Here is a 21,753-nt window from a genome sequence, read left to right on the forward strand (position 1 = left end):
CGGGTGATCCGCTGGCCGGGTCGCCCGTCGCAGGCATGGAGCGCAGGCATGGCGAGCAAGGCCGCAGGTGGTACGGATACGGTCGAGACGCGCGACGAGGTGGTGGAGGGCGTGCTGCTCGACACCATGACGGCCGCGGTCAAGAAGCTGATCGCCCGCGGCAAGGAGCGCGGTTACGTCACCTATGACGAGTTGAATGCCGCGCTGCCCTCCGATCAGGTCTCCTCGGAGATGATCGAGGACACCATGGCGATGCTGAGCGAGATCGGCATCAATGTGGTGGAGTCCGAGGAGAGCGAGGATGGCGAGGCCAGCGCCGTCGCCAAGCCTGCCACCGAGGACAAGGAGGAGAAGGAGGACGAGGAGGGCGGCGGCAACGTCGACGAGGAAAGCCTCGGCCGTACCGACGACCCCGTCCGGATGTACCTGCGCGAGATGGGCAGCGTCGAGCTGCTGTCCCGCGAGGGCGAGATCGCGATCGCCAAGCGCATCGAGGCCGGGCGCGACATGATGATCGGCGGGCTTTGCGAGAGCCCGCAGACCTTCAAGGCCATCATCGCCTGGCACGACGCCGTCCGCGGCGGGCGCATGCTGCTGCGCGACGTGATCGACCTCGAGGCGACCGCGGCCGCCGACAGCCCGGAAGGCGCGGCACCGCCCGACCCGGATGAGGAATTCGAGGAAGGCGAGGAGGGTGAGGGGCTCGGCCTGTCGCTTTCCGCCCTCGAGGAGAAGCTCAAGCCGGAGGCGCTGGCCGCCTTCGAGGCGATCGAGCAGGGCTATGCCAGGCTGCAGAAGCTGCAGCTGAAGCGCATGGAGGCCTATACGGCGGGCGAGGAGCTGCAGAGCCGCTCCGAGAAGACCTATGAGAAGACCCGGCAGGAGCTGGTGGCGCTGGTGCAGAAGGTGCACCTGCACAACAACCGGATCGAGGAACTGGTCGAGCAGCTGAAGACCATCAACCGCAAGCTCACCAGCCTCGAGGGCCAGGTGCTGCGGCTGGCCGAGAGCGCCAAGGTGAAGCGGGAGGAATTCCTGCAGAACTGGCGCGGCTCGGAGCTCGACCCTGCCTGGTTCGACCGGCTGGCCAAGCTCTCGGGCAAGCCCTGGAAGGCCTTCATCCTCCGCTCGCGGGACGATGTGGAGGCGGTGCGCGCGCAGATGGGCGCCATCGCCAACGACACCAACCTGCCCATCGCGGAATTCCGCCGGGTCTATGCCACCGTCTCGCGCGGCGAGCGGGACATGACCCAGGCGAAGAAGGAGATGATCGAGGCCAACCTGCGCCTGGTGATCTCCATCGCCAAGAAATACACCAATCGCGGCCTGCAATTCCTCGACCTGATCCAGGAGGGGAATATCGGGCTGATGAAGGCGGTCGATAAGTTCGAGTACCGCCGCGGCTACAAGTTCAGCACCTATGCCACCTGGTGGATCCGGCAGGCCATCACCCGCTCGATCGCCGACCAGGCGCGGACGATCCGCATCCCGGTCCATATGATCGAGACGATCAACAAGCTGGTACGGACCTCGCGGCAGATGCTGCACGAGATCGGCCGGGAGCCGACGCCGGAGGAGCTGGCGGAGAAGCTCGGCATGCCGCTCGAGAAGGTGCGGAAGGTGCTGAAGATCGCCAAGGAGCCGATCAGCCTCGAGACGCCGATCGGCGACGAGGAGGACAGCCATCTCGGCGACTTCATCGAGGACAAGGCGGCGATCATCCCGCTGGATGCCGCCATCCAGTCCAACCTGCGTGAGGCGACGACGCGGGTGCTGAGCAGCCTGACGCCCCGCGAGGAGCGCGTACTGCGCATGCGCTTCGGCATCGGCATGAACACCGACCACACGCTGGAAGAGGTCGGCCAGCAGTTCAACGTGACACGCGAGCGCATCCGGCAGATCGAGGCGAAGGCGCTCCGGAAGCTGAAGCACCCGAGCCGGTCGCGGAAGCTTCGCAGCTTCCTCGATAACTAGCCGTGAGCATCGCGGCGGAGCGGACGGCGGCTGTCGCCGTCGATGTCACCTTCCTGCGGATGGACCGGCGCCCCGCCGATCCGCCCCCGGCGCTGCCGCCGGGGGTGAAGGTGACGGAGGCGCGGCGCTGCACCATCGGCTTCTACCGCTATCTCTATGACACGGTCGGCCATGACTATGTGTGGTGGCTGCGGCGGACCCTGACCGATGCCGAGCTCGGCCGGGTGCTGGCCGACCCGGGGGTCACCATCCATGTGCTCTACAAGGATGGCGAGCCGGCGGGTTTCTACGAGCTCGACCGGCGCAACCGGCCGCTGGTGAACCTCTCCTATTTCGGGCTGATGCCGCATGCCATCGGCGCCGGGCTTGGCCGCGCCTTCCTCGGCCAGGCGGTGGCCGAGGCCTGGGAACAGGGCACGCGGGCGCTCACGGTGAATACCTGCACGGCGGACCACCCCCGGGCGCTGCCCAACTACCTCGCCACCGGCTTCACCCGGTTGCGGACGGTGCGGGAGGTCTGGAACGTGCCGCTGCATCTCGGCCTGCCCATCCCGTCGCGCCTGCGGATCGGCTGAGCCTGCCCATTGCATTGGCGGCGGGATAGGGCCATATCTTAGGCGTCAACCCGTCTGGTTCGGCCTGTTTCGTTTGCTCCCTTCGGGGTGCCGAGCCTGGTTTCCGTCCCTCAAAGGCAGATTGGCCCGTCCCGCGATGGCGTGGGGCGGCACCCTTGCATGATGGGATTCCCCGCATGTCTACCGGCACTGTTAAGTGGTTCAACGCGACCAAGGGCTACGGCTTCATCCAGCCCGAGGACGGCACCGCTGACGTTTTCGTCCACATCTCCGATGTCCAGCGCTCCGGCCTCCAGGGCCTGCAGGACGGCCAGCGCCTCAGCTTCGATGTGCAGCGCGGCCAGCAGGGCAAGCTCTCCGCTTGCAACCTGAAGCTCGACTGAGCGACTGGGGCGGGCTTCGGCCCGCCTCTTTTTTGCGATGGAAGGAGGCCAGCATGGCGACGCATCTCTATACCATCGGCCAAAACGTCGAATTTATTGCCGGCCGTTTCGACGGCAACGTGCCCCGCGGCCTCTACACCGTGGTGCGGCAGCTCCCCGGCCCGGCGAATGATCGGGAATATCGGGTGAAGCATCAGCAGGACGGGCATGAGCGCGTGGTGCTGGAAAGCCAGCTGCGCGGGGGTCCGCCCTCCGTCTTCAGCTAATTCCAATCCCGGCCGTGGCCGGGCTATATCCCCAGGAGTCGCCGATGGCGCGCAGACCGAATTACGGCCAGCAGCGGGCCGAGGTGAATCGCGGCAAGCAGGCGAAGCAGGAAGCCAAGCAGCGCGAGCGCGAGGAAGCCGTCGCACGCCGCAAGTCGGAGCGGGAGGCCCAGGGCCTGCCGCCCGAGGATGAGCCTGCAGAGCAGGACAAGTAGGGCGCGGGCGCCGGAGGTTGGAACGACCGGAGGCGTGAACCGCGCGTCACATCACCAGGCCAGGGCTTGATCGGCGTTCCGACGCAGGATGGTCGTGTCCTGGAAGCCGCTGCAGCGGCATGAGGAGCGGATCATGGCCAAGCGCCGCGATGATGGAAAATACGTGTTGTTCGATGTTGCCTATGCGGATGGCAGCCGTGCCTCCAACCGCAAGGTGCCGACCGAATTGCTGGGCGGCCTCGATGGCGACGACCCGGCGCGGACCGAGATCGAGACGCAGGACAGGCGGATCGCGGAAGCGTCCGGCAAGCCGCAGCGGGCGATCCTCTCGCTGGCCCGGGCCGGACGGTAGATCAGCCAGGGCCGGCGGAGCGATCCGCCGGCCCTTTCCGTTTCAGCTGTGGGCGAGGATCGCCAGCAGCAGAAGTGCCACGATGTTGGTGATCTTGATCATCGGGTTCACCGCCGGGCCGGCGGTGTCCTTGTAGGGGTCGCCCACGGTATCGCCGGTCACCGCGGCCTTGTGGGCGTCCGAGCCCTTGCCGCCATGATGGCCTTCCTCGATGTATTTCTTCGCATTGTCCCAGGCGCCGCCACCGGTCGTCATCGAGACGGCGACGAAGAAGCCGGTGACGATGACGCCGAGCAGCATGGCGCCCAGCGCCTCGAAGCCCGCCGCCTTCCCGGCGATCGCCTGGACGCCGAAATAGCAGACCAGCGGCGAGAGCACCGGCAGCAGCGAGGGGATGATCATCTCCTTGATCGCCGCCTTGGTGAGGATGTCGACGGCGCGGCCGTAATCGGGCCGCTCCGTCCCCGCCATGATGCCCGGCTTCTCCTTGAACTGGCGGCGCACCTCCTCGACCACCGACATGGCGGCGCGGCCGACCGCCGTCATCGCCATGCCGCCGAAGAGGAAGGGCAGCGCCCCGCCGAAGAGCAGGCCCATCACCACATAGGGGCTGGTCAGGCTGAAGGTCAGCGTGCCGATCCCGGCGAAGTAGGGGAATGTGTCCGCATTCGCCGAGAAATAGGCGAGGTCCTGGGTATAGGCGGCGAAGAGCACCAGGGCGCCGAGGCCGGCGGAGCCGATCGCATAGCCCTTGGTGACCGCCTTGGTGGTGTTGCCGACGGCGTCCAGCGCATCCGTCGTCACGCGGATCTCCTTCGGCAGGCCGGCCATCTCGGCGATGCCGCCGGCATTGTCGGTCACCGGGCCGAAGGCATCGAGGGCCACCACCATGCCGGCCAGCGCCAGCATCGTCGTCACCGCGATGGCGATGCCGTAGAGGCCCGCCAGGTTGTAGCTAAACAGCACGCCGGCGATGATGATGAGCGCCGGGATCGCCGTGCTCTCCATGCTGACGGCGAGGCCGCGGATGACGTTGGTGCCGTGGCCGGTGACGGAGCTTTCGGCGATGGCCTTGACCGGGCGGTAGTCGGTGCCGGTGTAGTACTCCGTCACCACGATGATGAGGCCGGTGACGGCGAGGCCCACCAGGCCGCAGAGGAAGAGCGAGAAGGCGGTGAAACTCGCCCCGGCGACGGTCAGCGTGCCCGTGCCGAAGATCAGGTAGGTCAGCGGCAGCAGCGCCACGAGGGAGAGGATGCCGGTGACGATGAAGCCCCGGTACATCGCCCCCATGATCGAGTTGTTGGCCGGCAGCTTGACGAAGTAGGTGCCGGCGATGGAGGTGACGACGCAGACCGCGCCGATGGCCAGCGGGTAGAGCATGCCGAGCGCGAGCGTATCGGCCGGGAAGGCGATGGCGGCGAGCACCATCGTCGCCACCATGGTGACCGCATAGGTCTCGAACAGGTCGGCCGCCATGCCGGCACAGTCGCCGACATTGTCGCCCACATTGTCGGCGATGGTGGCGGGGTTGCGGGGGTCGTCCTCCGGGATGCCGGCCTCGACCTTGCCGACCATGTCGCCGCCGACATCGGCGCCCTTGGTGAAGATGCCGCCGCCGAGGCGGGCGAAGATGGAGATGAGGGAGGCACCGAAGCCGAGCGCGACGAGCGCGTCAATCACCGGGCGGCTGTTCGGCGCATGGCCGACGAGCACGACCAGGATGAAGAAGTAGACGGCGACGCCGAGCAGGGCGAGGCCCGCGACCAGCATGCCGGTGATGGCACCCGACTTGAAGGCGACATCGAGCCCGGCCGCCAGCGATGTGCTGGAGGCCTGGGCGGTGCGGACATTGGCCCGCACGGAGACGTTCATGCCGATGAAGCCGGCCAGCCCCGACAGCACCGCACCGATGAGGAACCCGACCGCGACCCCGATGCCGAGCCAGAGCATGATCATCACGAAGAGCACGACGCCGACGATGCCGATGGTGGTGTACTGGCGCCGCAGATAGGCCTGCGCGCCTTCCTGAATTGCCTGGGCAATCTCCTGCATGCGGGCGGTGCCGGCATCGAGCGCCATCACCTGCCGCGCCGTCACCACGCCATAGGCGATGGACAGCGCACCCAACAGGATCACGAGCAACAAGGTCACTGTCATCAGACGGTAGCCCCCCTTTATCCGCGCCCTTCGAGGGGCGCTGGTGTGGAAGGCTAGGCGGGCAGCGGTAGCGGCGCAACGGTATCCCTGTTGTATTCCGCTGCCATATCAGCGGTTGTGAGCTTGCCGGCCGCAAGCCGCGCCGCCACCATGGGCCGAAGCTTGCTTTGGGGGAGACGAGGATGATTCGGCGTGGATGGCCGGCGCTGGCTTTGGCGCTTGGCCTGTGGATGGGGCCGGCGATGGCGCAGGACGTGCTGGAGAAGCGGGTCTTCGAGGGTGGCGCCTACCAGACTCGCGGCGGCGCCACGATCGGCAATCTGCGCATCGGCTACCAGACGATGGGCCGGCTGAACGCGGAGGGGACGAACGCCATCCTCATCTGCCATTTCTTCAGCGGCAACAGCCATGCCTTCGGCCGGCTCTCGGCGAATGGCCCGGCCGGCTACTGGGATGCCATCATCGGCCCCGGCAAGCCGATCGACACCGACAGGTATTTCGTCGTCTCGGCCGACACGCTGGTCAATGTCAACGTACCGGATTCGGCGACCGTCACCACGGGGCCTGCCAGCATCAACCCGGATACCGGCCGGCCCTATGCCCTGACCTTTCCCGTTGTCTCGATGCGTGACTTCGTCGAGAGCCAGAAGCGGTTGCTCGACAGCCTGGGCGTGAAGCGGCTGGCGATGGTCGCGGGGCCCTCCAATGGCGGGCTGCAGAGCATCGAATGGGCGGCGGCCTATCCCGGCTTCATCGAGCGCGTCATGCCGGTGATCGCGGCCGATATCGATGCCTGGATGCAGGGCTGGCTCGATGTCTGGGAGGCGCCCATCCGGCTCGACCCGAACTGGGCCGAAGGCAATTACTATGGCCAGGGGCGCGAGGCGCCGCTGCGTGGGCTGGCGGAGGCCTGGAAGATCGTCACCCTGCATGCGCGGGACCGGCTCTGGGCGAAGCAGTATGACCGGGGGGTGCCGGAAGGGCAGGACCCGGCCCGGCGGATCGGCGACCGCTTCGCGATCGAGCGCTGGCTCGACGATGCGGCGGCGGCGCGGGCGCGCACCTCGGATGCCAATTCCTTCCTCTACATGGTCCGGGCCAACCAGCTCTTCCTCAACGAGTATCCGAGCTTCGCCGCGGCGCTGTCGGGCGGGCCGGCGCGCTGGCTGGTGGTCTCGGCCCCGACCGACCGGGTCTTCCTCGCCGAGGGCGTGCGGGAGATGGTCGAGACGCTGAAGGGGACGGGCAAGCAGGTGGAGACGGCGGAGCTGGCGGGGCCGCTTGGCCATCTGAACGGCGTTGCCGCCATGGCGCCGGTCGGCGACCGGATCCGGGCTTTCCTCGCCCAATGAGGCCCTGTGCGGCCCGGCGGCATCGCCGGGCCGCAGGGCTGCTCAGTACATCGACAGCAGGGCCGCGGCCTGATTCTGGGTCGGGCGGACCTCGGCCTGCTGCTGGCCGGTGACCTTCTCGATCGCGGTCACCAGGTGGCGGATCTCGAAGGGTTTCAGCACCAGGCCAAGGGGTCCGCCCTGGGTGGAGATCAGCAGCTCCCGCCCGTTCGGTGGCAGGAAGCCGGTCATGACGACCACGGGCAGGTCGGGGCGCTGGAGGCGCAGGCGGGGAATCAGGTCCCAGCCGGTCATGCGGGGCATGGCGAGGTCGGTCACCAGCACGTCGAAGGCGTGACGCTCGGCCAGGTGCAAGGCTTCGACCCCATCGGAGGCCAGCAGGACCTCATAGCCGAGCTCGGTGAGCACGTCCTCGACGACCATCGCGGCCAAGGGTTCATCCTCGGCTACCAGAACGCGAATGCCGTTGCCTGTTCTCAGCGCCTGATCCATCGCCGCCTCGTCTCGTCGGCGCCTGCATCCCCGGTGGTGGAGGATCGTTTGCAGCGCCTACTGACGGTTTAGCCGAGCGATCGCCGATGCGGTTTCAAGTTCCCTTGAGCAGGGCGATATCCTGAGCGATGTGATGGACCCACGACTTAGCCGCTTCACACCGCCAGGCGAAGCCTACCCGCCTCGGCCCTGTCTCCCGCGGCGGTTGGGACGCCGAGCCGCTCATAGAGGCTGGCGAGCCGGGCCGCGTATCGCTCGGCGCTGAACAGCGCCGCCCGCTGCGGGCCGGCATGGGCGAGGCGGGCCCGCAGCATCTCGTCGCGGTCCATGGCCTGGATCGCCTGGACGAGGGCGGTGATGTCGTAGGGGTCGATCGTCAGCGCCGCATCGCCCACTACCTCCGGCATGGAGGCGGTGTTGGAGGTGATCACCGGCGTGCCGAGCAGCATCGATTCGAGCGCCGGCAGGCCGAAGCCCTCATAGAGCGAGGGGAAGAGCACCGCCCGTGCGCCGCGGATGAGGTTCACCAGCAGGCGGAAGGGGGCATAGTCGAGCAGGATGATCTTGTGCCGGGTGCGGAGCGTCATCCCCTCCTGCACCAGGTAACGGATATGGTCGTCGAACATCAGCCGGAGCTCCTCCTCCGACTTCCAGGCCTTCTTGCCGACGATGACGAGCGGCCCCTCGACCCCGCTGGCGAGGAAGGCCTGGATCATCCGCCCGACATTCTTCTTGGGCTCGATGGCGCCGAAGAAGAGCCAGTAGCCGCCGGCCTGGAGGCCGAAGCTGCCGGCCACCTCGGCGGCGACGTCCGGCATCGGCACGTCGGAGAATTTCCGGGGGATATCGACGGCCTGGTAGGTGTTCGTCACCCGGTCCTCCGGCACGCCGAGCAGCGAGACGATATCCCGCTTCGAGGCCTCGGAGACGGTGACGATATGGTCGGCGCGCTGGCCGAGGCGGCGGTTCAGCCGGTAGTAGCGGCGCTTGTTGTCGAGGGTGGTGTAGGGCAGGCGCAGCGGCACCAGGTCGTGCAGGGTGTAGATGTTGCGCGCGCCGATGGCGCGGAGCGGCAGCGGATAGGTCCAGTGCATGAGCTGGGGGCGATCCGGGATGGTCACCCGAAGCTCCCGACCGAAGATGCGGAAATGCGCATGGGCCTGCTGGAACAGGTCCTGGGTGTTCCAGATCTCATCGAAATGCGGCAGCCGGTCGCGGAAGGTGGTGGCGATGACCTGCCCGGTGATGGGCACCGGAACGGCGAGCTCGCCGAAGGGCGCGCGCAGCATCCGCTTGGCCCGGCGCAGGGCGACGAGCCATGCCGGCGGGTTGCCCACCCGCTCGTCGAAGAAGGCGATCTCGCGGATCAGCGGGTTGGTGGAGGGTGCGGCACGGGTGCCGTAGAGCACGCCCACCTCGGCCCCGATTGCGCCGATGCCAAGGCTGAGGTTGCGCGCATAGGTTGCGACCCCGGTGCCCTGGCCGAGGGCGAGGTTGTAGCCATCGAGGAAGATGCGGGGCCGGGACTTCGCGGTCATGCTGGCACTGTCCGATGCGGTATGGCGTGTTCCATGAGCACAAAAATTTGAACCATGCGAGGCGCTATAGCGTTTCCAAAGCCGTCATATTTCCCGGATATCTCGATAAGGCGATGAAGCGGGGTGCTTTATCGCCATAATGGTTCGGGAGCCTGACGTGGCACGGTCATCCGGAAGGGTTGCAGACTTGACGGCCGCGGAAGTCGTCCTCCCGCTGCGGAGCATCGCCGCTGCTGGCATGGTGGATTTTGCCGTGCTCCTGTTGCGCGCGAGCGCCATCCTGCTGCTGGTTTCTCCGGTTCTGATACTGCTGCTCGCATTTGCTTGAGCGCAAGGCGCCGATAGGGGATACCGGGCGCGGTCCGGCATGCGGCTGTCCGCCTGCTGAACCGACCGACCGGTAGGAGCCATCGGATGGATATGATGACGTGGGGCGGTGATGCCGACGCCGCGGCCGATCCGGCTGAGTTGCTCGCCCGTGCCGATGCCCTGCGGGACAACCGGGACTGGAACGCCGCCGCCGAGGGCTATGCCGCCTTCCTGCGCCTCCGCCCGAGGGATTGGGGCATCCGGGTCCAGTACGGCCACTGCCTGAAGGAAGCCGGAGACCCGCATGCCGCGCTGCTCGCCTATCGCGAGGCGGAGCGCCAATGCCCCCATGACTCCGACATCCACCTCCAGATCGGCCATGCGCTGAAGCTGCTTGGCCGGCAGGAGGAGGCCGTCGAGGAATATGCCCGCGCGCTGACCCTCGATCCGGCGAATGACGCGGCGCGCGGCGAGTTTCTGGCCCTGCATGCCGGGCCCGCCAGCGCCGGGCTGATGGCGGCGGAGCCGCCACCGCTGCCGGTGCCGGCGGAGGCGTCCTGGCAGACCGGCGTCGGGTCCGTCGTCTTCGATGCCTCGGATCTGCTCGACTACTTCCGCCACAACCGGGCCCCGACCGGAATCCAGCGGGTGCAGCTCAACATCATCCGCGAGGCCCTGGACGCGGCCGATGCCGAGGGCGTGGCGATCGCTGGCTTCTGTGCCGCCGCGGGGCAGTGGAAGCCGGTGCCGCCGGCGCTCTTCCTGCGGCTGGCCCTGCTGTCGCGCGAGGGCAGCTCGATCGAGGACGCCGCCTGGCGCGGGGCGCTGCAGGCCGTGGAGGAGGCGCTGCGGGATGGGGCGCCGCTCGATTTCCCGCCGGGCTGCAGCCTCGTCAATCTCGGCACCTCCTGGTGGATCCCGGATTACCTGCGGCTGGTCCGGCAGGCGCAGGCCCGTTCCGGGCTGCGCTACATCCCCTTCATCCATGACTGCATCCCGCTGCTGGTGCCGGAACACTGCTCGAGCGCGCTGGTGGATGAGTTCGCCCGCTGGTTCGCCTCGGTCTGCCTGCATGCCGATGCGGTGCTGACCAATTCGGACTGCACCCGGGCGGATTTCCGGCGCGCCCTGAACCGCCTGCTGCCGGGGCTCGACCTGCCCTGCTTCACCGTGCCGCTGAACGCGGCCGACCCGCCCGCAGGGACCGCGGCGCTGCCGCCGATGCTGCGCTCGGGCCGGCCCTATGTGCTCTTCGTCGGCACCATCGAATCCCGCAAGAACCATCTGTTGGCCTTCAATGCCTGGCTGAGCCTGCTGCGCCGGCATGGGGCGGAGGCGGTGCCGGACCTCGTCTGCGTCGGCAAGCAGGGCTGGCTGGCCGAGGCAGCGCTGCAGCTGCACCGCAACTCGGCGGCGCTGCGGGCCAAGGTGCACCTGCTGCATGGCGTGCCGGACACCGAGCTGGGCGCGCTGTACCGGGGTTGCCTCTTCACCCTCTACAACAGCTTCTACGAGGGCTGGGGCCTGCCGGTGACGGAGAGCCTGGCGGCGGGCAAGGTGCCGCTGGTGCCCGACCACTCCTCGCTGCGCGAGGCCGGGCAGGACAGCGCGGTCTATTTCATCCCGCAGAGCGAGCCCGATCTCGTGGCGAAGCTGGAGCGGCTGATCTTCGAGCCCGGCTTCCGCGCTGCGCAGGAGGCGGTGATCGCCGCGGCGCCGCCGCCGCGGCCCTGGGCAGCGCTGGCGGCCGATATCCGGCATGCCGTGCGCGAGGCCGGGCGGCTGCGCCTGCCGGCACCGCGCGAGCGGCTGCGGATCGAGCTCGGGACGGTGCATCCGCTGCGCCTGCTGCCGGGGCCGGAGCCGGGCCTCGCCATGGGCATCGCCGATGTGCTGCGGGACGGCGAGGGCTGGAGCCGGCTGGAGGAGTGGGGCGTCTGGACCTGCCCGGGCCAGAGCCTGCTGCGCCTGCCGCTGGCGCCGCAGGGCGAGGCGGGGCGGCTGCGCCTCTATCTCGAGATGCTCGGCCCGCCGGAGCCGGTGAGCTTCCGCATCCGCGCCGGGCTGCGGGGCGCGGCCCCGGGCCGCTTCCGCAGCATCGAGGCCGGGGCGGGCGAGGCGCTCTTCTGCATGCTGGAGGTCGAGCTCGGCATGGGCGGGGAGGTCGAGGTCGAGATCGAAACAGATCTGGGCGTGATGCTGCCGGGCCGGGACGGCACGCCCGACCGGCAGGTGGGCATCGGCCTGCGCAGCCTGATGGCCTGCCGGCGCGACGACCTGGCGGCGCGGCTGGACTATCTCGAGAGGCTGGCACTGCCGAGGATGGTCGAGGCCTGAGCCTCGACAAGGCCTGAAGCCTCCCGGGCGCTGAGCCCGGGAGATGTGCGACGGTCCGGTGCTACAGGAAGATCCGGGTCGAGACGGCGATCTGGTAGAGCAGGCCGAGCAGGTCGCTGCCGATCTGGAAGGCCTTCGGGTCGAGCCGGGGCAGGACGATGAGCTCATCGCCCGGCCGCGGCGCCTCCTGCGGCTCCAGCACCAGCTCGCCGCTGGCGCGGCGGATCATGATCGAGTTTTCGTTGCCGCGGGCAGAGAAGCCGCCGGCGCTGCGGACGTAATCCGCCAGCCTCATCTCCGGCCGCCAGATCACCGCCCGCGGGGCGCTGACCTCGCCGGCGACCAGCACCATCTGCGAGCGCTCCGGGATGACGACGACATCGCCATCCTCCAGCCGCACCGGCGCGCAGCGGCCGTCGCGGTCGGAGACGACGACGCGGCCTTCCGGCTGGGTGCGCCGTGCGCGCTGGATGTAGGAGGAGACGAGGTTGGCCTCGCTCGCCCGGATGGCGGCGACGCCGGTCGTCGGCGATACGGCGAGGAAGAGCTGCCGCTCCAGCCGGTCCAGCGCCTCGTCGATGGCCCGGCGCTGCTGCTGCGCGACGGAGGGGCGCAGCAGGAAGACCGAGCGGGTATCGGCGAGCACCGGGTCCACCGCGATGTGGTCGAGCAGCTGGCAGAGCTGCGTGTCGCGCTCGGCGACCAGCACCGAGGGGCCGATGCGGCTGCCCTCGACGGTGACGCGCACGGTGCGGGCCGGGCTGTCGGTGATGAAGGTGACGGTGTCCTGATCGGCCAGGGCCAGCCCGGCCAGCTCGGTCAGCGTCGCGTAGCGGGAGAAGGGCTGGCCGCCCCGCGTGCCGCGCACCACGGCATTGGTGGCGGAGGGGAGGGGGCGGGCATAGTCGATCAGCTCCCGCCCCGTCATCGCCCGGCCCGGCACCTCGAAGAGGTAGTTGTTGCGGACCGCCCCATCGGCGCCGACCACGGCCCGCTGGCGGGCGACGACGAGCGTATCGCCCTCCTGCAGGCGGACCTGCGGCAGGGTGCCCTGCGTCAGGAAGCGGTAGAGGTCGACATTCGCGACGGTGCGGCCGCCGCGCTGGATGGCGATCTCGCGGTAGGAGCCGCGGCCCGGATCGACGCCGCCGGCCCGCACCAGGAAGTCGATCACGCTATCCGCCGCCGAGCCGCCGAAGCGGCCCGGGGTGCGGACGAAGCCGGTGACGAAGACGCCGATGCGCTGGGTCGAGAGCAGCACGGCATAGACCTGCACCTGGCTGGTATAGACCTTCTGCACCTCGGTCTCGACCACACGCTGCAGGTCGCCGGCGCGGGTGCCGGCGATGCGGATCGGGCCGATATTCGGCAGGAAGAGGTTGCCCGAGGGGTCGACCACGCCCATCGCCTCCGCCTCGACTGCGCCCCAGACGCGGAGCGAGACGCGGTCGCCAGGGACGATGACGTAGTTCGGGTTGGGCGCGTCGGAGACGGCGGTCGCCTCACGGGTGAAGAGGCTGGCGCCGAAGACGGCGGTGACGCCGGCCGCGCGCTGGCCATCGCCGAGCGGCCCGATGGCGACCGGCCCGCCCTCCGATTCCGTCACCTCGCCGGGGCGGGAGACGATGCGTTCCGAGCGGAGGAGATTCGGCAGCGTCTGCACCACGCCGGTGCTGGGCGCCACCATGCCGGCGCGGTTCTGTGCCGCGAGGCCGGCGGTGGACTGGTTCAGCAATTGCTGCTGCTGGCTCGACTGCCAGGCCTGCAGCGGGGTCTGTGCCGCGGCAGGCAGCGAGAGCAGCAGCGCCGCGGCGAGAAGGCCATGCCGCATGGGATCAGGCCGCATGTTCACGCATCCCGGCGATCAGCAGCCAGGCGAGGCCATAGGCGACGGAGAGAGACAGGAAAAGATAGAGCACGGTAAGGGTCGCCTTCGGATAACGGGCGTATTCCGCGAGGTTGGGTTCGACCACGCGGAGGAGGAAAAGCTGCTGGCGCTGGGCATCGACCCGCGCCTTCTCGAGCGAGGCGGTGGCGGAGGCGAGCTGGCCGCGCGCCAGCTCCCGCTCCAGGTTCAGCCGCTCATACTCGCCGACCTGCTGGGAGAGGCCTGCCTCGCCGATGCTGATGCGCTCGCGCTCCTCCCTGGCCTGGGCGTTCAGGGCCTCGACGCGATTGCGGAGCTGGGTGATGCGCGGGGTGTCGCCGCGGGCGAAGCGTTGCGCCTCGCCGAGCTCGGCGCGGGCCTGGGCGAGGGCGGAGTCGAGCTTGCCGATGGTCTCGGCCGCGACGGCGGCGGAGCGCGTCGGGTCCACCGCGCGCTCGCGCTCGCGGAACTGGCTCATGCCGAGTTGCGCGGCGGTCAGCCGCGCCTCGGCGCGGGTCAGCTCCTCGCGCGCAACGCGGAGGCTGTCCTGCTGCATCCGCTCGTTCAGCCGGTTCACCATGCCTTCCGAGAGGTCGAGCAGCGCCTGGGCGATGGACTGGGAATCGTCGGGACGGAAGCTGCGGACACGGAGCGCGGTGATGCCGCTGGTGGTGTCGTATTCGACCGTGACCATGCGGCGGAAATAGTCGAGCAGGCGCTCGGCATTCGGCTCCTCCCACCAGAGCCGGGCGATGGGGTCGGCCTCGGGGCGGCGGAAGATATCGACCAGCGGCACCTTGCGGCGCAGCGCGGCGACGGCGTCATGGGATTCGAGGTAGTCGCGGATGCCCATCGCATCGTCCTGCGAGGGGCGGATGCCGCCGCCGGACATGATGTCGCCGAGGCCGCCCGCCGGCATGGAGGGGGCGGAGCGGCCACGGATGAGGTAGCGCGCCTCGGAGTCGAATTGAGGCGTGGCCACGCCGACCAGGTAGGCACCCGCCAGGAGGGTGGGCAGGAGCACGGTCAGCGCATAGGAGTGCCGCCTGGCGAAGCGCCGCAGCCTTGCGCCGGCCGAAGGGGCGGCGACGGGCCCCGACCAGCCGGCCGAGTCCAGCGCATCCGCGGCCTCAGACAGCTTGGTAGACGGCGATCGCCTCGTCCAGATCGTCATATCGGGTCAGCCTACCATCGTTGAGAACCGCGGCCGTGGTGCAGAAATTCCGCACCGTTTCCGCCTGGTGGGAGACGAGGAGCAGGGCGCTCCTCTCCTGGCGTTCGGCGAGTGCCTTGCGGCAGCGTTCGCCGAAGCGGGTGTCGCCGACGGCGATCACCTCATCGACCAGGTAGCATTCGAAATCGACCGCGAGCGACAGGGCGAAGCCGAGCCGCATGATCATGCCGGAGGAGTAGGTGCGGACCGGCAGGCGGAAATACTCGCCGAGCTCGGAGAAATCCTCGACGAAGTCGACCGTCTCCTGAATCGGCTTGTCGTAGATGCGGGCGATGAAGCGGGCATTGTCGGCGCCGGTGATGCTGTAATGCATCGCGCCGGCGAAGCCGAGCGGCCAGGAGACGCTCATCTGCCGGTCGATCGCGCCGCTGGTCGGATGCTCGACGCCGGCGATGAGGCGCAGCAGCGTCGTCTTGCCGGCGCCATTGCGGCCGAGGATGCCGACCTTCTCGCCGGGGCGGAACACCGCATCGATGCCGCGCAGCACCGGGCGCGGCCCGAGATGGGTCTTGTAGCTCTTGTGCAGGTTGCGGAGGCGGATCATCGCCTAGAGCACGATGTCGCGCCGGGCGCGGCGGATGGCGGCCATGCCGAGCAGGTTGAGCACGGCGATCCAGGTCAGGACATAGCCGATATCGTAATGCGTCGGCACGGAGGTGCCGAAATGCCCGTCCCGGATGAGCTCGAAGATATGCACGCTGGGGATCCAGAGCGCCGCCTTCTGCATCTCATAGGGCAGCCAGAACACCATCCAGAAGGCACCGGTGAGCGGCAGGGCCAGATAGGTGACGAGATGGACGAGCCGGTCGAAGAGCTCGGTATAGATCGCGCCGGCCGAGATCAGCAGCGAGATGCCATGCGCCAGCAGCAGCATCAGCGCCATGCCGAACAGCATCTTGAAGGGGTCGGTCGGCCAGTGGCCGAAGACGATGCCGAAGAAGATCAGGAAGACGATCATGGCGCCAAGCGTCGCCGCGCCTTCCAGCAGGTTCCGCGCCATGAGGATGTCGAGCACGGTGACGTGGCGGTGGTAGAGCAGCGACTGGTTGGCCGGGATGGCGACGGGGGCGCGGTTCAGCACGCCGCGCAGGACATAGAAGGGGATGTAGGCGATCACCCAGAATTCGAAGGGGTTCAGCCCGCCCGGCATGCCATGCGCGACGAAGTAGTGCAGGCCGCCGATCGCGCCGCCAAGCATCGCCGGTTCGAGGAAGAGCCAGAGATAGCCGAGATTGTCCCGCCCGAAGCGCGTGCCGAGCTCACGCAGCAGCAGCGCCCCGATGACGCGGCGCTGGCAGGCGACCACGCTGCCCAGGCTGTTGCGACGGTGGGGCCGCGCGGGCAGGACCGCGCCGCTCACGGCCGTTGCAGCCCCCCGCCACGCAGCAGGGGACGCGCCTCGGCCCACTGGCCTTCGGCGCCGCACACCAGGCGGGCGCGCTCGCCCGTGCCGCCGCCGACCAGCACCTCGCGGCATTCGCGGCCGCTTGCGGCATTGTAGGCGCGCAGCAGGCGGAGGCGGGTCGTCCCGCTGCCCGGCAGCGCCAGCATGGTCTCGCTGCCCGGCTGGGCATTGGCGGCGAAGGCGACGACCGGGTCCGTCGGCTGGGCGGCAACCGCGGCCGGCATGACGGGCGCCGAGGCCCCGGGCGTGGTCATTCCGGCGCAACCACCGAGTGAGATCGCTCCCAGCGCCGCGAGGACAAGCCCGGCCATGCGGGACCGCATGGAACCATCAGCGCCAGAAGTGCAATCCATCACGATCAATGGCTCCCCCGAAAAGTTTACCAAAACACGAGCCAGTGACAAGCTTGATCGCCGCTGACAGGCTTGCCGTGAGCGCCCTTCTACCGCCGGCTCCGTAAACGAAGCCTTAACCAAAGACATGGCCGGCGACGACGCGACCGAGGCCGCCCGTCGTGCCACAACCTGCCGGATCGATTCGTTATGATATCATTATAATGGTCGCGGCCAGAGAGGCAAGCCTGGCCCATATCGTCATCACCGGCGCGTCGCGCGGACTTGGTGCCGCGGTGGCGCGGCGACTGGCGGCACCCGGGCGCCGGCTGGGGTTGATCGCCCGCAGCGGGGCAGGGCTGGAGGCGACGGCGGCCGATTGCCGGAGCCAGGGCGCGAGCGTGGCGACGGCCCGGCTCGATGTGCGGGATGCGGCGGCGATGGCCGTCTGCCTCGCCGGATGGGATGCGGCGGCGCCGATCGAGGCGGTGATCGCCAATGCGGGCATCAATGGCGGCACCGGGCCGGACGGCCAGCCGGAAGGGCATGCCGCGGCGAGTGCCCAGATCGCGGTCAACCTGCTCGGCGCGGTCAATCTCATCGAGCCGGTGCTGCCGGCCATGCTGGCGCGGGGGCGGGGCTCGGTCCTGATTGTCGGCTCGGTCGCCGGCTTCTGCGGCCTGCCCGACAGCCCGGCCTATTCGGCGAGCAAGGCGGGGCTCTGGGCCTATGGCGAGGCGCTGCGGGCGGCGCATGGGCCGGCGGGGCTGCGGGTGACGGTGGTGGCGCCGGGCTTCTTCCGCAGCGCCATGTCGGCCCGCTTCCTGGGTGGGCACCCGTTCGAGCTGCCCGTGGAGGCGGTCGCGGCGCGGCTGGTGCGGGCCCTGCTGCGCGGCGAGGGCCGGGCGGTGATGCCCTGGACCCTCGGCGCCGCGCTGCGCGGGCTTGCCCTGCTGCCGGCGCCGCTGGCCGACCTTCTGGTCCGGCGCTTCCGCTTCCGCATCGCGCCGGAGGGCTAGATCGGCGGCGCCATCTCCCGCCACGGGGCGGCGCGCTCATAGGCGGCGGCGGCGCGGTATAGCAGGGCCTCCTGGAAGCCGGGGGCGACGAGCTGCATCCCGAGCGGCAGGCCCGCCTCGCGGCTGATGCCGCACATCACGCTGATGGCCGGGTGGCCGGTGACGTTGAAGGGCGTGCGGGCCTGGCGGGGATAGGTGCGCTCCACCTCCGCCGCGTCGTCGATGCGGCAGGCGGGGTCCATCGAGCTGGCGCAGAGCAGCAGGTCGACCTCGGCGAAGGCCGCCTCCACCGCACCGACCAGTTCGCGGCGCCGGCGCTGGGCCTGGACGTAGTCGGCGCCGGTGACGAACATCCCCGGCAGCAGGCGGCGGCGGGTGATATGGGCGTAGTCGCCGGGCCGCTCGCGCAGCCAGGCCTCGTGGATGGCCGTCGCCTCGGGCAGCATGATGGTGCGGTTGACGCCGGCGAACTCGCCGAGCGGGGGCAGGATCACCGTGGTGACCTTCGCCCCCTCGGCGGCGAGCAGGCTGGCGGCGGCCTCGAGCGCGGCGCCCATCTCCGGCGTCGCCGGCTGGTCATGCTCGTGGAAGTGGCGGACGAAGCCGATGCGGAGGCCGCGGAGGCCGAGATGCAGGTCGCGGGTGTAGTCCTCCGCCGGCCGGGCGGCGCTGCCCGGATCGGCCGGGTCGTAGCCGGCGATGGCGTTCAGCAGCAGGGCGTTGTCGCGCACCGTGCGCGTCATCGGCCCGACATGGTCGAGGGTGAAGGAGAGCGGGAAGACGCCGCGGCGGGAGACGAGGCCATAGGTCGGCTTCAGCCCGACCAGGCCGCAATGGCTGGCCGGGTGGCGGACCGAGCCACCGGTATCCGTGCCGAGCGCGGCCGGCAGCATCCGCGCCGCGACCGCCGTGCCGGAGCCGGAGGAGGAGCCGCCGGGATGGTGCGCGGTGTTCCACGGGTTGCGCGCGGGCGGGAAGGGCAGGTCGAAGGCCGGGCCGCCGATGGCGAATTCATGCGTCGCCAGCTTCGCCGGGAAGATGGCGCCTGCTGCGCGGAGGCGGGCGGTGGCATGCGAATCCCCGGCGGCGACGCGGTCGATCTGCAGCTTCGAGTGGCAGGTGGTCGGGTGGCCGGCGAGGTCGATGATGTCCTTCAGCCCGACCGGGATGCCGTGCATCGGGCTGCGCGGGCCGCCGCGCGCGATTTCGGCCTCGGCCGCCCGCGCATCCGCCATCGCCTCCTCGGCGACGAGGCGGATGATGGCGTTCAGGCGTGGCTCGACCGCGGCGATGCGGTCGAGGCAGGATTGCAGCAACTCGACCGGAGAGAGGCGGCGGGCGGCGATGAGCGCCGCGGCCTCGGCCAGCGGCAGGGCGTGCGGCGCGCTCATGGTGTCACCACGGGCTTCACCGGCGCGCGGTAGGGCGGCATCGGCTCGGCGGCGGGGCTGGCGGGGCGGGTGAAGCCGCCCCGGAAGCGGGCGGCAAGCGCGATCGCCTCCTCGACATCGGCACGGTGGTCCTGCCAGGCGCGATCGAGTCCGGCGGCTTTCGCCAAGGTTGCGGCGTCTTCGGCCATCCCCTGCATCCCCTCATGCTGCGCTGCGGCGATGGTGGCGCAAAAGAAGCGGGGGCGGAACCCTCGCGGGTGCCGCCCCCGAAGTCGATGCGCCGCCGGGAGGGGAGGACGCCTGCCGTCATCGGGGGGAAGCAGGACGTTGCGGCGCAAACGGCCATCGCTGGCCTTCGGCGCATGATGAGCAGGCGGGATGAAAATTTCGTTTCCCTCATCGCGGCTTTTGTCGGCGCCGGGCGCGGTCTATGCAGGCAGGAGCGTCGCCGGGGGAGGAACCATGCCGTCGCCACAAGGCCTGCCGCTCGCCGGGCTCCGCATCGTCGAGCTCGGGCATTACATCGCGGCGCCCTTCGCCACGCGCCTGCTGGCCGATCTCGGGGCCGAGGTCATCAAGGTGGAGCCGCCGGAGGGCGACCCCGTGCGCGGCTGGGGCTCGACCGTCGAGGGCCATGCCGTCTGGTTCAGCGTGCACGGCCGCAACAAGCTCTCGGTCACGCTCGACCTGAAGAAGGAGGCGGACAAGGACAGGCTCCGCCAGCTGGTGCGGCGGGCGGATGGGCTGGTCGAGAATTTCCGCCCCGGCCAGCTCGAGCGCTATGGGCTCGGCCCCGACGCGCTGCATGCGGTCAATCCGCGCCTCATCATCGCCCGCATCAGCGGCTACGGGCAGGACGGGCCCTATCGGGACAAGCCGGCCTTCGGGGCGATCGGCGAGGCGATGGGCGGGCTTCGCCACCTCACCGCCAATCCCGGCCAGGCGGACCTGCCGCCACCGCGCTGCGGCGTCTCCATCAGCGACGACCTGGCCGGGATGTATGCGGCGATGGGGCTGGTCTCCGCCTGTTGGCAGGTGAAGGGCAACCCCGAGGCGCGCGGCCGCGTCATCGACGTGGACCTCGTCAGCAGCGTCTTCTCGCTGATGGAGGGGATGCTGCCGGAATACGGGCTGTTCGGTTGGGTGCGGCAGCCGCAGGGCGCCGCGATCAAGACGGCGGCGCCGACCAACACCTACCCTTGCGCCGATGGGAAGTGGCTCTGCATCGCCGGCAATTCGGACCTTATCTTCCGCCGGCTGATGGCGGCGATCGGCCGGCCCGAGGCCGCGGCCGACCCGCGCTTCGCCACCAACGGGCTGCGCTGCGAGCATGTCGCCGAGCTGGATGCGATGATCGCCGACTGGACGCGCACCCTGCCGGCGGCCGAGGCCGAGGCGGTGCTGGAACGGGCCGAGGTGCCCTGCTCCCGCCTCTACGACATGCGGGACTGCGCCGAGGACCCGCATTTCCGGGCGCGTGATATGGTGATGCCGGTCGAGGACCCGCTGCTCGGCCGCGTGCTGCACCCGGCGGCGCCCTTCCGCTTCGACGGCGTCGCGCCGCGCGACATGGTGCGCTGGACGGGCCCCGCCGCCGGGGCGCACAACCGGCATGTCTTCGAGGAATTGTTGAAGGAGGGTGAGGGATGACCGGGATCGCGCTGTCGGAGGTTGCTCCACGGGACGGGCTGCAATCCATCGGCACCTTCGTGCCGACCGAGACCAAGATCGCCCTGGTGAAGGCCTGCTACGAGGCCGGGCTGCGGCGGATGGAGGTGGGCAGCTTCGTCTCACCCCGGGCCATCCCGCAGATGGCCGATACCGGTGCCGTGCTGCAATTCGCCAAGCAGCTCGAGGGGCTGGAATGCACCGTGCTGGTGCCGAACCGGCGGGGCTTCGAGGCGGCGATGGCGGCCGGGGCCGATCGGCTCGGCCTCTTCATGTCGGTCACCGAGAGCCACAACAAGGCGAACCTGAACCGCAGCCGGGCGGAGAGCCTGGCCGATCTCGCCGCCATCGTGCGCGAGGCGCCGCAGGGCACGCCGATCCGCTTCAACCTCTCCTGTGCCTTCCACTGCCCCTTCGAGGGGGTGGTGCCGGAGCAGGCGGCGCTCGACCTGGTGGAGCAGGTGGTGGCGCTCGACCCGGAGATGGAGATCGCGATCTGCGACACCACCGGCAACGCGGCGCCGGACCAGGTGCGGCGCATCTTCAGCCGTGCCATCGAGGCCTGGGGCCGGCGCTTCGCCTTCCACGGGCATGACACCTACGGGATGGGCGTGGCGAATGTCATCGCCGCCTATGAGGCGGGCGTCCGGGTCTTCGATGCGGCCTCGGGCGGCATTGGCGGCTGCCCCTTCGCGCCGGGGGCGACCGGGAATGTGGCGATGGAGGATGTCGCCTGGATGTTCGGCCGGATGGGCGTCGAGACGGGCGTGGCCTGGGACCGGCTGCTGGTGGCGGCCGACATGGCGGCCGCCATCCCCGGCGCGGTGCCGGGCGGCGCCATGCGGCGCGTGCCCGCCGCGCGCAGGGCTGCCTGAGCCGGAGGA

At 69.7% G+C, this 21,753-nt stretch carries 22 protein-coding genes; 12 read left to right on the forward strand and 10 right to left on the reverse strand.

Going from position 1 to position 21,753, the window contains the following annotated elements; all coding sequences use genetic code 11:
- The first annotated feature begins 48 nt into the window (after positions 1 to 48).
- The 6 genes from rpoD to BLR02_RS00120 all read left to right on the forward strand — a co-directional run bounded on the left by rpoD (position 49) and on the right by BLR02_RS00120 (position 3,765).
- Complete coding sequence (rpoD, locus tag BLR02_RS00100) at positions 49 to 1,974, forward strand: RNA polymerase sigma factor RpoD (protein WP_090560372.1); 1,926 nt, start codon at positions 49 to 51, stop codon at positions 1,972 to 1,974.
- Positions 1,975 to 2,033: 59 nt separating this feature from the next.
- Positions 2,034 to 2,549, forward strand: a complete 516-nt coding sequence (locus BLR02_RS00105) for a GNAT family N-acetyltransferase (protein ID WP_090661432.1) — start codon at positions 2,034 to 2,036, stop codon at positions 2,547 to 2,549.
- 176 nt (positions 2,550 to 2,725) lie between these two features.
- Entirely contained in the window at positions 2,726 to 2,932 is a 207-nt protein-coding gene (locus BLR02_RS00110; RefSeq protein ID WP_043337870.1) for a cold-shock protein, read from the forward strand.
- A 53-nt stretch (positions 2,933 to 2,985) separates the two neighbouring features.
- Positions 2,986 to 3,198, forward strand: coding sequence for a hypothetical protein (locus BLR02_RS00115; protein WP_090560373.1), 213 nt, complete (start codon positions 2,986 to 2,988; stop codon positions 3,196 to 3,198).
- Positions 3,199 to 3,242: 44 nt separating this feature from the next.
- A complete protein-coding gene (locus BLR02_RS29190) occupies positions 3,243 to 3,413 on the forward strand; it encodes a hypothetical protein (protein ID WP_176849301.1) in 171 nt (56 codons plus the stop codon).
- Positions 3,414 to 3,546: 133 nt separating this feature from the next.
- Entirely contained in the window at positions 3,547 to 3,765 is a 219-nt protein-coding gene (locus BLR02_RS00120) for a hypothetical protein (protein ID WP_176849302.1), read from the forward strand.
- A gap of 42 nt (positions 3,766 to 3,807) precedes the next feature.
- Here the strand turns inward: BLR02_RS00120 and BLR02_RS00125 are convergent, their stop codons facing one another.
- Positions 3,808 to 5,925 (reverse strand): sodium-translocating pyrophosphatase, encoded by a 2,118-nt coding sequence (locus BLR02_RS00125; RefSeq protein WP_090560374.1) that lies wholly within the window; start codon positions 5,923 to 5,925, stop codon positions 3,808 to 3,810.
- 182 nt (positions 5,926 to 6,107) lie between these two features.
- On the opposite strand from BLR02_RS00125, the gene BLR02_RS00130 reads away from it, so the two are divergent.
- Positions 6,108 to 7,277: an E22 family MetX-like putative esterase gene (locus BLR02_RS00130; protein WP_090659310.1), complete on the forward strand. Its 1,170-nt coding sequence runs from the start codon at positions 6,108 to 6,110 to the stop codon at positions 7,275 to 7,277.
- 42 nt (positions 7,278 to 7,319) lie between these two features.
- Here BLR02_RS00130 and BLR02_RS00135 read toward each other — a convergent pair whose 3' ends face one another.
- Positions 7,320 to 7,769: a response regulator gene (locus tag BLR02_RS00135; RefSeq protein ID WP_090560376.1), complete on the reverse strand. Its 450-nt coding sequence runs from the start codon at positions 7,767 to 7,769 to the stop codon at positions 7,320 to 7,322.
- Between the two features lie 155 nt (positions 7,770 to 7,924).
- On the reverse strand, positions 7,925 to 9,307 hold the full coding sequence (locus BLR02_RS00140; RefSeq protein ID WP_090659313.1) for a glycosyltransferase family 4 protein: 1,383 nt from the start codon (positions 9,305 to 9,307) through the stop codon (positions 7,925 to 7,927).
- Positions 9,308 to 9,494: 187 nt separating this feature from the next.
- On the opposite strand from BLR02_RS00140, the gene BLR02_RS29195 reads away from it, so the two are divergent.
- Entirely contained in the window at positions 9,495 to 9,635 is a 141-nt protein-coding gene (locus BLR02_RS29195) for a hypothetical protein (protein WP_176849304.1), read from the forward strand.
- Positions 9,636 to 9,721: 86 nt separating this feature from the next.
- The gene (locus tag BLR02_RS00145; RefSeq protein ID WP_090659316.1) at positions 9,722 to 11,953 is read left to right on the forward strand and encodes a glycosyltransferase family 4 protein; all 2,232 of its coding nucleotides are present in this window, start codon (positions 9,722 to 9,724) and stop codon (positions 11,951 to 11,953) included.
- A gap of 61 nt (positions 11,954 to 12,014) precedes the next feature.
- On the opposite strand, the gene BLR02_RS00150 is transcribed toward BLR02_RS00145, so the two are convergent.
- From BLR02_RS00150 to BLR02_RS28350, 5 genes are read right to left on the reverse strand one after another with little or no spacing between them, the layout of a single operon-like run.
- Positions 12,015 to 13,799, reverse strand: a complete 1,785-nt coding sequence (locus BLR02_RS00150) for a polysaccharide biosynthesis/export family protein (protein WP_090659319.1) — start codon at positions 13,797 to 13,799, stop codon at positions 12,015 to 12,017.
- Positions 13,789 to 14,994 carry a hypothetical protein gene (locus tag BLR02_RS00155; protein ID WP_090560380.1) on the reverse strand — a complete coding sequence of 402 codons (1,206 nt, stop codon included), beginning with the start codon at positions 14,992 to 14,994 and terminating at the stop codon, positions 13,789 to 13,791. Before BLR02_RS00155 ends, BLR02_RS00150 begins: the two co-directional genes overlap by 11 nt.
- Positions 14,951 to 15,598 (reverse strand): ABC transporter ATP-binding protein, encoded by a 648-nt coding sequence (locus BLR02_RS00160; protein ID WP_090659323.1) that lies wholly within the window; start codon positions 15,596 to 15,598, stop codon positions 14,951 to 14,953. Before BLR02_RS00160 ends, BLR02_RS00155 begins: the two co-directional genes overlap by 44 nt.
- A 3-nt stretch (positions 15,599 to 15,601) precedes the next feature.
- A complete protein-coding gene (locus BLR02_RS00165; protein WP_176849305.1) occupies positions 15,602 to 16,414 on the reverse strand; it encodes an ABC transporter permease in 813 nt (270 codons plus the stop codon).
- On the reverse strand, positions 16,411 to 16,713 hold the full coding sequence (locus BLR02_RS28350; RefSeq protein ID WP_245704560.1) for a hypothetical protein: 303 nt from the start codon (positions 16,711 to 16,713) through the stop codon (positions 16,411 to 16,413). The genes BLR02_RS00165 and BLR02_RS28350 overlap by 4 nt, the downstream gene beginning before the upstream one ends.
- Positions 16,714 to 17,015: 302 nt before the next feature.
- Here BLR02_RS28350 and BLR02_RS00170 point away from each other — a divergent pair, with 302 nt between their 5' ends.
- On the forward strand, positions 17,016 to 17,810 hold the full coding sequence (locus BLR02_RS00170; RefSeq protein ID WP_090659329.1) for an SDR family NAD(P)-dependent oxidoreductase: 795 nt from the start codon (positions 17,016 to 17,018) through the stop codon (positions 17,808 to 17,810).
- Here the strand turns inward: BLR02_RS00170 and BLR02_RS00175 are convergent.
- Positions 17,807 to 19,201 (reverse strand): amidase, encoded by a 1,395-nt coding sequence (locus tag BLR02_RS00175; RefSeq protein WP_090659332.1) that lies wholly within the window; start codon positions 19,199 to 19,201, stop codon positions 17,807 to 17,809. The two genes, BLR02_RS00170 and BLR02_RS00175, sit on opposite strands and share 4 nt — an antisense overlap.
- Positions 19,198 to 19,389 (reverse strand): hypothetical protein, encoded by a 192-nt coding sequence (locus tag BLR02_RS00180; protein ID WP_090560385.1) that lies wholly within the window; start codon positions 19,387 to 19,389, stop codon positions 19,198 to 19,200. The genes BLR02_RS00175 and BLR02_RS00180 overlap by 4 nt, the downstream gene beginning before the upstream one ends.
- 274 nt (positions 19,390 to 19,663) lie before the next feature.
- Between BLR02_RS00180 and BLR02_RS00185 the strand changes: the two genes are divergently transcribed.
- Both BLR02_RS00185 and BLR02_RS00190 read left to right on the forward strand, forming a co-directional pair.
- Positions 19,664 to 20,851 carry a CaiB/BaiF CoA transferase family protein gene (locus BLR02_RS00185; RefSeq protein WP_090659336.1) on the forward strand — a complete coding sequence of 396 codons (1,188 nt, stop codon included), beginning with the start codon at positions 19,664 to 19,666 and terminating at the stop codon, positions 20,849 to 20,851.
- Complete coding sequence (locus BLR02_RS00190) at positions 20,848 to 21,744, forward strand: hydroxymethylglutaryl-CoA lyase (RefSeq protein ID WP_090659339.1); 897 nt, start codon at positions 20,848 to 20,850, stop codon at positions 21,742 to 21,744. Before BLR02_RS00185 ends, BLR02_RS00190 begins: the two co-directional genes overlap by 4 nt.
- Positions 21,745 to 21,753 lie beyond the last annotated feature (9 nt).

The sequence above is a fragment of the Belnapia rosea genome (genome assembly GCF_900101615.1).
Classification (GTDB): Bacteria; Pseudomonadota; Alphaproteobacteria; order Acetobacterales; family Acetobacteraceae; genus Belnapia; species Belnapia rosea.